Genomic DNA, 14,640 nt, shown 5'->3' on the forward strand with positions numbered 1-14,640 from the left:
GTTCAGCAACCGGTTTCTGACGGGTCGGGCAGTTCTCGTACGTCGAACCAGTCGAAGTCGGCCGGGGCGCGGGTGCCGCCCAGGTCCTGGGCGCAGACGCCGACGAACGCGCCGGTGAAGCGCAGCCGTTCGCCGTAGTCGTCGGAGAGCCTGCTCGCGTCGAGGACGGGTCCGACCGGCCGCCAGTCCGTGCCGTCGGGGGAGGCGGAGAAGCGGAGCTCGGCGCCGTCGAAGCGGGCCCGCAGATGCACCAGAGGCCAGTCGTCGACGACGAGTTCGGAGTCCGGGAACTCCCCGTACGCCCCGTCGTCGGTCTGGACCACGCCCAGCACCCTGCCCCTGCCCTCGGCGTGGGTGAGGCGCAGGTAGTAGTGCTGGGTGGTGTCGTACCAGCAGATCAGACCGGCCAGTTGGGTGAAGTGGGCGGGGCGGAAGTCGACCACCGTCGTCATCTCGCAGCGCACCGAGGTCAGCCGGCGCGCGACCAGACTCTGGCCGTACCGTGAGTGCGGGCTCTGACGGCCGCGCAGCCGCAGGTGACCGGGCCTCTCGTCGAGGGTGAGCCAGTCGGGGGCGGCGGGGACGCGCAGGGTGCTCCAGTGGCCGGGGAGAGCGGGGCCGTCGAAGTCGTCGTGCTCAGCGGCCTTTACCGGAGCGCCGGTCGGCCTATCCGCTCCCCCGGGCGCCACGACCTCCAGGCTCGGCCGGCGTCCCCCGTCCGCCAGTCGCAGCCAGCCGTCGTCCGTCCAGGTCACGCGTTGCAGACAGGTCTCCCGCCCGAGCACACAGCGCGGTCCGTCGGGGGTGGCCACGGGACGGGAGGCCAGATGGGCGAGGTACCACTCCCCCGCCTCCGTGCACACCAACTCCCCGTGCCCGGCCTTCTGCAGCGGCCAGTCGGGAATGTCCCGGGTCGTCAGGAGGGAGCCCCGCGGGTCGAGTTCATAGGGTCCGGCGAGTTCGCGGGAGCGCGCCATCAGGATGCCGTGGTTCCAGCCGGTGCCGCCCTCGGCGAGCATCAGGTAGTACCAGCCGCCCTGCCGGTACACGTTGGGACCCTCGATCAGCTCCTCGTGGGTGAGGATCGTCCGGGGCGCTCCGATCAGAGCCTGTTTCTGCGCGTCGTATTCCTGCAGCAGGATTCCGGCGAACGACGGATGCCCCTCGCGCGGGTCCCACTGCATGTTGAGCAGCCAGCTGCGGCCGTCCTCGTCATGGAAGAAGGACGGGTCGAACCCGGAGGAGTTCAGGAATATCGGGTCCGACCACGGACCCTCGATCGACTCGGCGGTCATGAGGTGGTTGTCGAGGTCCTTGTAGGGGGAGCCGACGGTCCGGACGACGCTGTACACCATCCAGAACCGCCCCTCGTGGTACGACAGCGAGGGCGCCCACACCCCGCCCGAGTCGGGGACTCCGCGCAGGTCGAGGAGGTCGGCGCGGTCCAGGACATGACCGGCGGGTCTCCAGTGGACGAGGTCCGTCGAGTGGTGCACGGGGAGGCCCGGGAACCACTCGAAGGTGGAGGTGGCGAGGTAGTAGTCGGCGCCGACCCTCAGGATGCTCGGGTCCGGGTGGAATCCGGGGAGCACGGGGTTGCTGATGTGGCCTGCGGTCATGGCCTCACTTCTCATGTCCTGTCCTGACACCTGTTCCGCTTTCGCGTTCGGTATTTCGAAATTTTCGGTCGGTGTGATCCTTTTGAATTCCTGCGTCTTCACGCCGTGTTGAGGCGGGCTTAATGTAGGAACCGGTTGCTACGCGGTCAATGTTTCCGTCGTGTGAGCAGTGCTATTCGAAACTTTCGATGGCCCTCGGGCGGGCCGGAGAGGCGGTTGGAGATGGTCCGCACCGGGGGTGGCAGCGCGCCGACGGGCCCCACGCTGGCGGTCGTGGCCCGGGAGGCCGGGGTCTCCGTGCCGACCGCCTCGAAGGTCGTCAACGGCCGGGAGGACGTGGCTCCGGAGACCCGGCGGCGGGTCTCCGAGGCGCTGGACCGGCTCGGCTATGTCCGCAGACCCCGCTTCGACGCGTCGAAGGCGCCCGGCATGGTCGATCTCGTCGTCCACTCGCTGGACAGCTCCTGGTCGGGGGCGATCCTGCACGGCGTGGAGGAGGCGGCGCACGACGCGGGCCTTGAGGTGGTCGTGTCGGCGGGCCTGACCCGGACCCGGGGCGGGCGCCCGGAACGCGGCTGGCTGGACAAGCTGACGACCCGTGGCTCCTGTGGCGTCCTGTTCAACCTCGCCGAGCTGACCCCGTCCCAGTACGCCTGGCTCGACCAGCACCACATCCCGTTCGTGATGATCGACCCGGTGCTGGAACCGCCGCCGGGGGTGGTGTCGGTGGGCGCGGCCAACTGGCACGGCGGAGTGACGTCGGCCGAACATCTGCTGGCCCTGGGGCACGAGCGCATCGCGGTCATCGCCGGCTACCGGCGCAAGATGTGCAGCAGCGCCCGGGTGGCCGGGTATCGCTCGGCGCTCGTCACGGCCGGGGTGCGCCAGCGCCCCGAGTACATCCGCTACGGCAGCTTCGACGAGACGGTCGCCCGCCGGCGCATGCTGGAGCTGCTCGACCTGCCCGAGCCGCCGACGGCGGTGTTCGTCTGCTCGGACAAGATGGCGCTCGGGGTGTACCGGGCTTTGGCGGAGCGGGGGTTGAGGGTGCCGGAGGACGTGAGCGTGGTCGGGTTCGACGATCTGCCCGAGTCACGGTGGGTCACTCCGGCGCTCACCACTGTCCGGCAGCCGTTGTCGGAGATGGCGGGGGCCGCGGTGCGGTTGCTGGTGCGGATGATGGAGAGGGAGCGGCCGGAGGGAACGCGTACGGAGTTGTCCACGCGACTGGTTGTGCGGGGCAGTACGGCTGCGTACGGCTCCGGCGGGCCAGGAGCCTGATGTGTGGTTTCTGGCTGCGGGGCGGTGGGGGGCTGGTCGCGCAGTTCCGCGCGCCCCTAAAAGGGGCCCGCTCGGCCGACGCCCGTCGCCCAGGTGATCCCGCCTCGCAGGTGGGCTCGGAAGTCCGGGTCGTCGTACGCCTCCGAGGCGTGACCGAAGGACGTGCAGAAGACCCGGCCGGCGCCTTGCTCCCTGCACCACGCCAGGGGGTGGTCGTCGGCCATTCCGCCGCCCTCGTACGAGGACTCGTCCGCGGAGACCAGTACGTGGGCCGTGTCTCTCGGGTTGCTGCGGAAGTCGTACCACTCGTCGGTGAAGTGCCAGACGGCGGGCAGGTGCGCGGTCGCGGGGTGTTCGCGGTCCTCGATCACGGCCTTGGCTGGCTGATACGCCGGGTGCTGCGCGAACCGGGCGCCGAGCAACTCACCGTAGTACGGCCAGTCGCACTCCGTGCAGGCCGCCGCGTGTACGCCGACGAACCCGCCGTCCGCCTCGACGTACGCGGCGAGCAGCTCGCGCCCGGCGGGTGTCAGTACCTCTCCGCTGGTGGAGAGGAACACGACGGCCGCGTACCCGTCCAGGGTTCGCTCGAAGGCCTCGGGGTCCTCGGTGTGGTCCACGTCGAAGTCTCCGAGTGTGCGAACGGCGGCCACGGCGGCCGGGATCGAGTCGTGCCGGAAGCCGGTGGTGCGGGTGTGGACGAGGAGTCTCGGTGTCATGGGCACCCACCCTGTTCCGAGGGCGTGTTCTCGCCGTCAGCCCGCCAGGTTCAGGTTCCAGGTGCGGGAACGGTCCCCGTCGCAGTCGAACTGCACCAGGGTGACGTTGTTGTCGGTGGAACGGCCACCGGCGACCGTCGCGCACTTGCCCGTCTGGTCGTTGACGAGTTCGTAGGAACTGCCGTCCCAGTTGACGAGGCTCCAGCGGCGCGAGGGATCCGAGTCGCAGGTGAACTGGACCAGTTCGACGTTGTTCTCGGTGGAGCGCCCGCCCGCGACCGTCGCGCACTTGCGCGTCTGCGCGTTGACGAGCTGGTAGGAGTTGTCATCCCCGTTGGTGAGCCTCCAGCGGCGCGAGGGGTCCGTGTCACAGGTGAACTGGACGAGCCGGACGTTGTTCTCGGTCGAACGCCCGCCCGCGACCGTCATGCACTTGCCGGTCTGCGGGTTCTTGATCTGGAAGGCGGCTCCCGAGATCACTGCTGCGGAGCTCTGGGAGCCCGTTTTCTCCGGCTGGGCGATCGTGGGAGTGGGCAGCAGCAGGACGCCGCCGGCGACCAGGACCGTCGATGCCGTCACAAGACGGTGTGCCCGGGTGTGCTTGCGCATGGCAGCACTCCTCACTTGGCAAGGGGAGAGAGGTCTGCGGAGGGGTGTGGGGCGGTGGGCTGCCGCGGTCGGGAGACCGGGCCGGCTCCGGGCGAGGGGCTCTGGCCACCGATCAAGGTGCAGCTGTCCCTCCCACTATTGGCGCCCTCCCCCGGGCCCGCAACCGGGGTGGGACCGAGGACGCCTCGCGTCCGATTCCTTCAAGACCGGTCACCGGCGTCGCGCCTAACGTGGCCGTATGACCTCACAACCGACCCCCCGCCCCACTCCCCGGTTCGACGCCATCGGCATCGTCACGGCCGACCTCGCCGCCTCCGTCGCCTTCTACCGCCAGCTCGGGCTCGACTTCCCCGAGGGGGCCGAGCGGCAGCCGCACGTCGAGGCCGAACTGCCGGGCGGGCTGCGGCTGATGCTCGACACCGAGGACACCGTCCGGTCCTTCCACCCCGGCTGGCAGCCACCGACCGGGGGCGGGCGGATCGGGCTGGCCGTACTGTGCGGCTCGGCCGCGGAAGTCGACGCCCTGTACGAGGAGTTGGTGGGCGCCGGGCATCGGAGCGAGCTGAAGCCGTGGGACGCCGTATGGGGACAGCGGTACGCGTGTGTGCTCGACCCGGACGGCAACGGTGTCGACCTGTTCGCGCCCAGCGCTCCGCCGGAGGCTCAGTGACTGGCGGACCGGTGGGAGCTGGTCTCGCCCACGCGGCAGAACCGCGAGACGTCACAGCCCCGCGCCTCCTCAGGGCACTTCAGGCCCCGCCGCCCACCAGTCGCCCCAGCGGCATCCCTGCCAACTCCCGTACGTCACGCGCAAGGTGAGCCTGGTCCGCGTACCCCGCACGCGCCGCCGTCTCCGCGAAGGGCACCCCCTTTCGCGCCAGGGCCAGGGCGCGCTGGAGGCGGAGGATGCGCGCCAGGGTCTTGGGGCCGTAGCCGAAGGCGGACAGGGAGCGGCGGTGCAACTGGCGTGCGCTCAGGCCCAGTTCGTCGGCAGTACGGGCGACCGGGCGGCCCGCCCGCAGGGCCGTCACCAGGCCGCCGAGCAGTGGATCGGGCGGGTCCGTGTGCGCCGCCCGTCGCAGTGCCAGTTCTTCGAGTGCCGTCGCCGGATCGGGCGCCGCGCCGACGCGTGCCCTCAGGCGTCCCACCTCGGCGACTCCCCACAGGTCGGCCAACTCGACGCGCCGGTCCCGGAGTTCGTACGCGGGTACGCCCAGCAGGGCCGGCGCCGTGCCGGGCAGGAAGCGGACGCCCGCCCAGTGCGCGGGGGCGCCTTCGGGGACGTACGGGCGGGTGTCGGGTCCGGCGACCAGCAGCCGGCCCTCGCACCACAGCAGGTCCATGCAGCCGTCGGGCAGTACGGGCCGTGGGCCGGGCCCGGCCGGGGTGTTCGTCCACACCACGGCGCCCGGCAGTCGGGAGGGCCGTTCCTCGTACACGTGGAAAGGCTACGCCGCCCGTCATCCCGGTCGCGGGGCCAGGTGTCCCTACGGGCTGGCGTCGAATGTGATGTTCGAATACATGCGCTGGGGAGAGCGCCCGCTTTGCCGTGGCCGACGGGTGGCCCGTGTCGCGCAGGCGGGCGGCGGCCAGGGCCGGGCGCCGACGGGCGAGGTGGGTCATCGGGGGTTCGCCCGCCAGGTCCGTACAGCGGCGGACCGGTGCGGCCCGGGACACCCCGGCCCTGGTCCCGGCGAAGCCGGCGGCGAGGCGTGGGCGGAGACCTCCTGGACCAGGTGCGGTACGCGGCCCACGACCGGGGTCCGCCGACGCCCCGTACCAGGCCGGCGCCGCCCCTCCGGACGTGGGAACCAGGCCCTCAGAGCCGCGAGGGCCGGCAGGCACGGGTCGAGCAGGCGGTCCAGGACCACTTCCTGGACCGGATCACCGCGTCCCGCCTCCCGCCTCCCGCCTCCCGCATGAGCAGCGGTGCCAGCGGGCACGGCCACACGTTCGAGGTGAGCGACAGGAGCGCGGCAACGCGTCCAGCGCGACCGGCCGCCGGTCTCGCCCCGTATGAGATACGTGCCGATCAGCGGCACCGGCCGAGCCGTCGAGGCGGTCGCCCCTGATACGTACGCCCAGGTCCATCACGCCGCCCAGCGAGCGGCCGTCGGGGTAGCGGCACCCGGCGCCCGGCAGGGCCCTCGCATCCGGGGTGATCCAGGCATCGCCCCGCACCATGAGCATCACCCTCGGAGGAGGCCGCGTTGCTGGTGTCGGTCCTCGGAGCGGCTACTCGCACGTGACCGCACCTCCCGCGTGACGGACGGTGTTCGTGGGGTTCCCGGTCGCGAGGCGCGCGAATCCTCCGACGTCGTACGGGAGAAGGCGGCGGCAGCGGTGGGGAGGACGTGACCGTGAAGTGCAGACGCACAACAGCGGCCCGTCGCTCCGTCACTTGCCGGAGGGCGGGCCCTCTCCCGGCTTGGGTGCGCTCTTCACATGGGCCCGCAGACGTGACGTCACGTCCTCAGGGGGCAGGAAGCGCGACCAGCGTTCCGGGAACTCGGAGGGCATGTCGCAGTCGTCGGGGTCGTCGTCGGCATCGTGGTAGCGGACGGCGGTCATGCGGGCGACGTACTCGGCGGCCTCCTCCTCGCGGATCCGTTCGTTGGCGGCGCGCGCGGCGGCGGTGGCGGCGGCCGGCCAGACGCGGTCGATCGCCGCGTTGACGGCGGCCCCGACGAGCACCGCGAACGCGGACACCCCGACCCACAGAAGGACGGCGACGGCCGCGGCGAGCGATCCGTAGATCGTGGCGCCCTCGATCGTCTTGGTCAGGTAGATGCGCAGCAGGAAGCTGCCGAGCACCCACATCCCGAGGGCCATCAGCGCGCCCGGGACGTCCTCGATCCACGGCGAGCGCACCGGGACCGACACATGGAACAGCGTCGTCAGGAAGACGATGGACAGCAGGATGACGACGGGCCAGTACAGGATCTGCACGAGCGTCTCCGACCACGGCAGGATGTTGAGTACCGCGTCCGGGCCCGCCACCATCAGGGGCAGCGCGACCGACCCGATCAGCAGCGCCACGACGAACAGCACGAAGGCGACGAGCCGGGTCTTGACGATGCCGCGGACGCCGTCGAGGCCGTACATCACGGTGATGGTGTCGATGAAGACGTTCACCGCACGCGAGCCGGACCAGAGGGCGAACAGGAACCCTATGGAGATGACGTCGGGCCGGCCGCCATTCATCACGTCGTCCAGGATCGGCCGGGCGATCTCGGTGACACCCTTGTCGGACAGGACCGTGCGGGACGCCTCCAGGAGGTTGGTCTCCAGGCTGGTGATGGTGTCGGTGCCGGTCCAGTCGTCGACGTAACCGAGCAGCCCGATCAGGCTCAGCAGCAGCGGCGGCACGGACAGGAGCGTGAAGAACGCCGCCTCCGCCGCCAGACCCAGGATCCGGTACTCGATGCACGAGTTGACGGTGTCCTTGAGCAACAGCCATGCGGTCCTGCGCTTGGAGACGTTCCGGTAGAGGACGCGCGCACGGTGGAGTCGGCCGCTGGGGCTCTCGGGAAGTTCACTTGCTGCCTGCACGCCCTAACGGTATCGGGCGGGCGGTGCCCCCCTCACCCTCCGGTGCCCCGGTCACGGCGCAGCGCCCGTGCGCCGCTCCCTCCCCTCCGTTCCCGTGACGCAGGAGAAAACGACGAGAAACCCAGCGGAAACCGGGAGGAACGATTCGGCAGAGAAATCGAATACTATTTCTGTCATGCCCTTGGCGGCCATATTCGGGCGCCCTTAAACGGAATACCGCCGGGTAATTACACCTGCCCTGCGGAAAGCTTCCTGGTGGAGCAGGGGAACAGGCGGCCGTAATCCGTACGAAAAGTCGTGACTCTGTAACAGGAAAGCGACATTACGCCGGTCGACCTTGACCCGTTCATAACCGGGTCGAAACAATTCGGATTGCATTCTCCGGGGCACACCCGCCCAGGGGAGTGCGAAGTAACACGACACGGGGGCATCCGGGCCACGACCAAGCCCGATGGAACCGCGTTTGCCCGTGATCCGCAGGAAAACCTGGGGATCGAATCCGTGCCGCACGCCGCGCTCATCGAAAACTTCCGCTCGTACATCAATCCGTCCCACACTCCGTTTCCCCTATCGCGTCAACTGTCACTCCCGTCCACAGCTGCACCGCGGAGGCGAAATCCATCGTGCCGATTTACGGAGCGACCCATGCCTTTATGCGCACCGCGTATCGCCGGTGTTGACGTGGCCCGTGGCCTCGCGCTGGTCGGGATGTTCTCCGTGCATGTTTTCGGAGCGTTCGAGCCGGACGATTCGCCCACGGTGGCCTGGCAGTTGGCGGGCGGCCGGTCCTCGGCGACCTTCGCGCTGGTGGCCGGTGTCGGCCTGGCCCTCACCACCGGCGGCCGTACGCCCCGCGTCGACCGCGGCTCCCTCGCCGCGGTCACCGCCCGGGCGCTGTCCGTGGGTCTGATCGGGCTGCTGCTGGGCTACGCCTCCAACGCCGCCGGCCTGGACGTCGATGTCATCCTCGTCTTCTACGCCCTGTTGTTCCTGCTCGCGCTGCCCCTGCCGGCCCTGCGGGCACGGACGCTGGCCTGCGTCGCCCTCGCTCTGGGAGTGCTCGCGCCGTTCCTCGTCCACCTGCTCCGGGGGACGCTGCCCGAACCCGCCTTCGAGGGTGATCCGACGCTTCAGGACGTCGTCACCGACCCGGCCGGTCTCCTGGGCGGCCTTCTCGTCCACGGCGGCTATCCGGTCCTGGCGTGGACGGCGTACCTCTGTGCCGGTCTCGCCATCGGGCGGCTCGACCTGCTCGACCGGCGCACCGCGACCCGGCTGCTGACCGCCGGGCTGGCGCTGGCCGCCACCGCCTGGCTGGCCTGCTCGCTGCTGCTGTTTCGCTGGGGCGGTCTGGAGCGACTGCAACAGAACGAGTTCCATGACGCGACCGGGCCGCACGCCCGCGACGCGGTCCTGTGGGACACCCCGGACGGCGAGACCTGGTGGTCGATGCTGTCCCGCGCGCCGCACTCCACCTCGCCGTTCGACATGCTGCACACCCTCGGCGCGGCCACGGCCCTGCTGTCGGCGGTCCTGCTGCTGACCCGGATCACCGTGGCGCGGCGCGCGCTGGTCCCGCTGGCGGCTGCCGGAAGCATGCCGCTGACCCTCTACACCGCCCATGTCCTGTTCCTCGCCACCGGCACCCTGAACGGCTCCCCCGACCTGCAGTACGCCGCGCTGGTCGCGGGCTCGCTGCTCTTCGCGGCCGGCTGGCGGCTCGCCAGGGGCCAGGGGCCCCTCGAAGCCCTGGTCGCGGGGGCGGCACGGAAGGCCAGGGCGCTGGCGCGGAAACAGGAGCAAGACCGGGCGCAGGGCCGGGAACAGGGGACCCAGGCCGGTCCGCAGGTCCAACGATCCGAACGAACCGAAAGCCAGGACCAGCACCGCTAAGGAGCTCATTGTGGGGGGAAAACCGATCGAGTTGGCGCCCATACCGCCGACCGGTCCGACCGGGCAGACACCCGGCGCGGGGGGAGACACCGAGCGGATCCTCGCGGAGGTGCTCGCCGGCGTCGTGAAGACGGACCACGTTCCGGTGGACAGCCACTTCTTCGACGATCTGGGGGCCAACTCCCTGGTCATGGCGCACTTCTGTGCCCGGGTCAGGAAGCGGGACGATCTGCCGTCGGTGTCTATGAAGGACGTGTACGGCAGTCCGACGATCCGGAGTCTGGCGGCGGCACTCGGCGGCGCCCCGGCCGGGGCCCCGGCCGGGGCCCCGGTCGCGCCGCCGGCCGCGGCCCCGGTGCCCGGCAGCACCTGGCGGTATGTCCTGTGCGGGGCCGCGCAGTTGCTGGTCTTCGTCACGTACTGCTTTCTCGCCGGACTCGTCACCGTCGAGGGCTACGAGTGGATCAACGCCGGTTCGGGGACCGTTGACGTCTATCTGCGGTCTGTGGTCTTCGGCGGCGCGGCCTTCGCCGGGATGTGCGCGCTGCCGGTGGTCGCCAAGTGGGTACTGGTCGGCCGGTGGAAGGCGACCGAGTTCCCCGTCTGGGGCCTCGCCTATCTGCGCTTCTGGACGGTCAGGGCACTGCTGAACGCCAACCCGATGCGCCTGTTCGCCGGTAACCCGCTGTACGTGCTCTATCTGCGGGCGCTCGGCGCACGGATCGGCAGGGGCGTCACGATCCTCTCGCCGGCTTTCCCGCTCTGCACCGACCTGCTCACCGTCGGCGCGGGCACGGTGATCCGCAAGGACTCGTTCTTCCTCTGCTACCGGGCGGTGGGCGGACGTATCCAGACCGGCCCGGTCACCCTGGGCAGGGACGTGTACGTCGGCGAGAAGACCGTTCTCGACATCGGCACGTCGATCGGCGACGGGGCCCAGCTCGGCCACTCCTCGGCGCTGTTCGAGGGCCAGGCGGTGCCGGCGGGCCGACGCTGGCACGGCTCGCCCGCCCAGCCCACGGACGTGGACTACGTACGGGTCCCCGCGGCCCGTTGCTCCACCGCCCGCAGGGCGGCCTACGGTCTCGCCAGCCTCCTCCAGCTCCTCCTGCTCTACGTTCCCTTGGCGGTCGGTGGCGGCTATCTGCTTTTCGGCCTGGCGCCCCGGCTGGAGGCGCTGTTCGACCCGGACGTGGCCGACATGACCTCGATCCGCTTCTACGCCGAGGCCCTGGGCGCGTCCCTCGCGCTGTTCGCCGCCGTGATCGTCACCGGAGGCGTGAGCGTGTCCCTGGTCCCCCGGCTGCTGAACATGGTGATCCGGCCGGACAGGGTCTATCCGCTGTACGGCCTGCACTACGGGGCTCAGCGGGCCATCACACGTATGACCAACCTGAAGTTCTTCCTGTGGCTGTGCGGCGACAGCTCGTACGTCGTCCACTATCTGCGGGCCATCGGCTACGACCTCTCGCACGTCGAGCAGACCGGCTCCAACTTCGGCGTGGAGGTACGGCAGGAGACCCCCTACCTGGTGTCCGTCGGCCGGGGCACGATGGTCGCCGACGGGCTGTCCGTCCTCAACGCCGACTACTCCGGTACGTCGTTCCGCGTCTCGCGGGCGGCGATCGGGCCGCACAGCTTCCTCGGCAACCACATCGCCTACCCGTCCGGCGGCCGCACCGGGGAGAACGTCCTGCTGGCGACCAAGGTGATGGTGCCGCTCGACGGCGAGCTCCGGGAGAACGTCGGCCTGTTGGGCTCACCGTCGTTCGAGATCCCGCGGTCGGTGGAGCGCGACAGCAGCTTCGACCATCTGCGCGAGGGCGACGAGTTCCACCGCCGGCTCGCCGCGAAGAACCGCTACAACCTGCGCACGATGGGCCTGTTCCTGTTCGTGCGCTGGCTGCACTCCCTCCTCATCACGGTGCTCGGCTTCGCGGCCGTCGCCGTGCACGGCACACACGGCATCGCCGCCGGCGCGCTGGTCGGCGCGTCCCTGATTCTCGGGCTGGTGCTCACCGCCGGGTACTACGTGCTTGTCGAGCGGCTCATGACCCGCTTCCGGCCGTTGGAACCGCGGTTGTGCTCCATCTACGAGCCGCACTTCTGGTGGCAGGAGCGGCTGTGGAAGGTGCCCGCCGCCTACCTCCTCGTGCTCAGCGGGACGCCGTTCAAGAACCTGGCCTGGCGGCTGCTGGGAGTGCGGATCGGGCGCCGGGTCTTCGACGACGGGGCCGTCATCACCGAACGCACCCTCACGACGATCGGTGACGACTGCACCCTCGGCCCGCGCAGCACGCTCCAGGCCCACTCGCAGGAGGACGGCACCTTCAAGTCCGACCACATCGTCGTCGGCGCGGGAGTCACGATCGGCACCGGCGCGCTCGTCCACTACGGCGTGTCGATGGGCGACGGCTCCCAACTCGCCCCGGACTCCTTCCTGATGAAGGGCGAGGACGTGCCCTGCCGGGCGCGGTGGGGCGGCAACCCGGCGGTGGCCCTGCGCAGCGACCAGATCGCCCGGACCACCCGGTCCGCACCGGCCACACAGACCGGCCGGCTCGCACAGCCCGGTCGGACCACACAGATATCGACGGGGGCAGAACGATGAACACGATTCCACGCTGGACACCCGGCCCGGTCCCGGGCGAGGACCCGGAGATCGGCCGTCACTCGGTGTTCGCCGAGTACGAAGTCCCGCTCGACACCGCCCTGCTGAGGTCGGCCTCCTTCGAGTCCGCGCTGCTCGCCGCGCACGCCAAGGTCCTCGCCGCGCTCTCCGGTGAGCGGGAGGTCACCACCGGGTACGTGGCGGTGAAGGGCGAACGGCCCGTGCCCCGCCGGATGGTGGTGGGCCCCGGCTCCTGGCGGGAGCTGCTGGCGCTGACGGACCTCGCCGCCGAGGTGGGCGACGCGGACCGGCCGCCGTACGAGACCGTGCTCGACCCGCACGGCGGCGACCCCGCGGACGACGGTGTCAGCGGCGCCGAGAGCGCCGTGTTGCACCTGAGCGTCGGCGAGCGCACCCTGCGACTGCGTCACCGCACCGATGTCCTCGACACCGGCGCGGCCGCCCGGATCGCCGGCTACCACCTCACCGCGCTCTCCCTGATGACCGCCGACCCGGACGCCGACCACGAGCGGCAGAGCCTGCTGTCCGGCGCCGAACTCGCCTTTCAGCTGAACGAGCTGGCGGGCCCCGAACGTGAACTCCCGGACCGGCGGGTGCACGAGCTGTTCGAGGAGCGGGTAGGGAAGCACCCGGACGCGGTCGCGGCCGTGCAGGACGGGACGGAGTGGACGTACCGGGAGCTCAACTCCCGGGCGAACCAGCTCGGTCGGGCGCTGCTGGCCCGCGGGCTGACCCGTGAGGGTGTCGTCGCCGTGGTCACCGAGCGCAACCTCGGCTGGATGGCCGCCGTACTCGGGGTGCTCAAGGCGGGCGGTGTCTATCTGCCGGTCGAGCCGCATTTCCCGGCCGAGCGCATCGCCGCCATCCTCACCCGCGCCGAGTGCGCGTTCGTCGTCACCGAACACGGCAGCACCACCACGCTGGACGGGACGGGGACGGACGTACCGAGGCTGTACGCCGACGAGATCGCGGCGCAGGGTCACGCGGACGACGACCTCGGTGTGGACGTCGGCGCGGACCAGCTGGCCTACATCTACTTCACTTCCGGGTCGACCGGGGAACCCAAGGGCGCGATGTGCGAGCACTCGGGCTTCGTCAACCACGTCCTCGCCAAGCTGGAGGACCTGGGCGTCGGCGAGGGGCAGGTGGTCGCGCAGACCGCTCCCCAGTGCTTCGACATCTCCCTGTGGCAGCTGGTGTCCGCTCTGCTGGTCGGCGGCCGGACTCTGCTGGTCGGGCAGGACGTGATCCTGGACGTGCCCCGGTTCGTGGACACGATCGTGCGGGGCGGGGTCAATGTCCTCCAGGTCGTGCCGTCGTATCTCGAAGCCGTGCTGTCGGAGTTGGAGCAGCGGCCCCGCGAACTCCCCGGTCTGCACTGTGTGTCGGTCACCGGGGAGGCGGTGAAGCGGGAGCTGGTGCAGCGCTGGTTCGCCGCCCAGCCCGGTATCAGGGTCGCCAACGCCTACGGGCTGACCGAGACTTCGGACGACACCAACCACGAGGTGATGGACCGGGTGCCGGACGGGCCCCGCGTTCCGCTCGGCCGGCCCGTGCGCAACGTACGCGTGTATGTCGTCGACGGGCATCTCGCGCCCGTGCCGCTCGGGGCACCCGGGGAGATCGTGTTCTCCGGGGTGTGTGTCGGGCGCGGGTACGTCAACGACCCCGAGCGCACGGCGGCGGCCTTCACAGCGGACCCGTACCGGCCCGGCGAGCGGCTCTACCGCAGCGGTGACCACGGGCGCTGGCTGCCCGACGGCAGGCTGGAGTTCCTCGGGCGCCGGGACACCCAGGTGAAGCTCCGGGGCTTCCGCATCGAGATCGGCGAGATCGAGAGCGCGCTGCTGCGGGTGCCCGGGGTCCGGGGCGGCGCCGTGGTGGTCGTGCGGGGCGCGCGGCTGGTGGCGTTCTGCACCGGCGCCGAAGTCGTCGGCGTACAGGAGCGGTTGGCGCAGGCGCTGCCCGCGTACATGGTCCCGGCGGCCGTGCACTGGCGGGAGCGGCTGCCGCTCACTGCCAACGGCAAGACCGACCGCAGGACGCTCATCGCGCTCGCGGAGGAACTCGACTGCACGGCGGAGGAGGACGGCGTGGGGAGGCCGGAGACGGCCGGCGAACGGCGACTGGCGGGCGCCTGGGCCGAGGTGCTCGGCGTTCCGGTCGACCGGATCGGGCGCCTGGACCACTTCTTCGACCGCGGCGGCACCTCGCTGTCGGCGGTCCGGCTCGTGATCGCCCTGGACCGTGCGATCGCCCTCAAGGACGTCGTCCGTCACCCGGTCCTCGCGGACCTGGCCGAGCTGCTCGACGCACCGGCCGCCACAGCCTGACG

General features: G+C 70.8%; 10 protein-coding genes. 5 read left to right on the forward strand and 5 right to left on the reverse strand.

Annotated features, from left to right (window positions below; all coding sequences use genetic code 11):
* Positions 1–2 precede the first annotated feature (2 nt).
* The gene (locus tag RB628_RS26715) at positions 3–1,619 is read right to left on the reverse strand and encodes a glycoside hydrolase family 43 protein (protein ID WP_318323068.1); all 1,617 of its coding nucleotides are present in this window, start codon (positions 1,617–1,619) and stop codon (positions 3–5) included.
* Positions 1,620–1,841: 222 nt separating this feature from the next.
* Between RB628_RS26715 and RB628_RS26720 the strand changes: the two genes are divergently transcribed.
* Positions 1,842–2,900 carry a LacI family DNA-binding transcriptional regulator gene (locus RB628_RS26720; protein WP_318323069.1) on the forward strand — a complete coding sequence of 353 codons (1,059 nt, stop codon included), beginning with the start codon at positions 1,842–1,844 and terminating at the stop codon, positions 2,898–2,900.
* Between the two features lie 56 nt (positions 2,901–2,956).
* On the opposite strand, the gene RB628_RS26725 is transcribed toward RB628_RS26720, so the two are convergent.
* Both RB628_RS26725 and RB628_RS26730 read right to left on the reverse strand, forming a co-directional pair.
* Complete coding sequence (locus RB628_RS26725; protein WP_318323070.1) at positions 2,957–3,619, reverse strand: ThuA domain-containing protein; 663 nt, start codon at positions 3,617–3,619, stop codon at positions 2,957–2,959.
* A 36-nt stretch (positions 3,620–3,655) separates the two neighbouring features.
* Entirely contained in the window at positions 3,656–4,228 is a 573-nt protein-coding gene (locus tag RB628_RS26730; protein ID WP_318323071.1) for an RICIN domain-containing protein, read from the reverse strand.
* 238 nt (positions 4,229–4,466) lie between these two features.
* Here RB628_RS26730 and RB628_RS26735 point away from each other — a divergent pair, with 238 nt between their 5' ends.
* The gene (locus RB628_RS26735; protein ID WP_318323072.1) at positions 4,467–4,898 is read left to right on the forward strand and encodes a VOC family protein; all 432 of its coding nucleotides are present in this window, start codon (positions 4,467–4,469) and stop codon (positions 4,896–4,898) included.
* Between the two features lie 79 nt (positions 4,899–4,977).
* Here the strand turns inward: RB628_RS26735 and RB628_RS26740 are convergent, their stop codons facing one another.
* A complete protein-coding gene (locus RB628_RS26740) occupies positions 4,978–5,667 on the reverse strand; it encodes a helix-turn-helix transcriptional regulator (protein ID WP_318323073.1) in 690 nt (229 codons plus the stop codon).
* Positions 5,668–6,625: 958 nt separating this feature from the next.
* Positions 6,626–7,780, reverse strand: a complete 1,155-nt coding sequence (locus tag RB628_RS26745) for a YihY/virulence factor BrkB family protein (protein ID WP_318323074.1) — start codon at positions 7,778–7,780, stop codon at positions 6,626–6,628.
* Positions 7,781–8,425: 645 nt separating this feature from the next.
* Here RB628_RS26745 and RB628_RS26750 point away from each other — a divergent pair.
* Genes RB628_RS26750 through RB628_RS26760 form a run of 3 tightly spaced genes read left to right on the forward strand, consistent with a single transcriptional unit; the run spans position 8,426 to position 14,638 of the window.
* Complete coding sequence (locus RB628_RS26750; RefSeq protein WP_318323075.1) at positions 8,426–9,673, forward strand: heparan-alpha-glucosaminide N-acetyltransferase domain-containing protein; 1,248 nt, start codon at positions 8,426–8,428, stop codon at positions 9,671–9,673.
* A 31-nt stretch (positions 9,674–9,704) separates the two neighbouring features.
* The gene (locus RB628_RS26755; protein WP_412180728.1) at positions 9,705–12,284 is read left to right on the forward strand and encodes a Pls/PosA family non-ribosomal peptide synthetase; all 2,580 of its coding nucleotides are present in this window, start codon (positions 9,705–9,707) and stop codon (positions 12,282–12,284) included.
* Positions 12,281–14,638: a non-ribosomal peptide synthetase gene (locus RB628_RS26760; protein ID WP_318323076.1), complete on the forward strand. Its 2,358-nt coding sequence runs from the start codon at positions 12,281–12,283 to the stop codon at positions 14,636–14,638. The genes RB628_RS26755 and RB628_RS26760 overlap by 4 nt, the downstream gene beginning before the upstream one ends.
* Positions 14,639–14,640 lie beyond the last annotated feature (2 nt).

This window comes from Streptomyces sp. ADMS, from assembly GCF_033441795.1.
Taxonomy (GTDB): Bacteria; Actinomycetota; Actinomycetes; order Streptomycetales; family Streptomycetaceae; genus Streptomyces.

Coding starts and splice junctions, on each gene's coding strand:
- RB628_RS26760 (WP_318323076.1), top strand. CDS start 12,281: ATGAACACGATTCCACGCTGGACACCCGGCCCGGTCCCGGGCGAGGAC.
- RB628_RS26750 (WP_318323075.1), top strand. CDS start 8,426: ATGCCTTTATGCGCACCGCGTATCGCCGGTGTTGACGTGGCCCGTGGC.
- RB628_RS26720 (WP_318323069.1), top strand. CDS start 1,842: ATGGTCCGCACCGGGGGTGGCAGCGCGCCGACGGGCCCCACGCTGGCG.
- RB628_RS26725 (WP_318323070.1), bottom strand. CDS start 3,619: ATGACACCGAGACTCCTCGTCCACACCCGCACCACCGGCTTCCGGCAC.
- RB628_RS26735 (WP_318323072.1), top strand. CDS start 4,467: ATGACCTCACAACCGACCCCCCGCCCCACTCCCCGGTTCGACGCCATC.
- RB628_RS26715 (WP_318323068.1), bottom strand. CDS start 1,619: ATGACCGCAGGCCACATCAGCAACCCCGTGCTCCCCGGATTCCACCCG.
- RB628_RS26730 (WP_318323071.1), bottom strand. CDS start 4,228: ATGCGCAAGCACACCCGGGCACACCGTCTTGTGACGGCATCGACGGTC.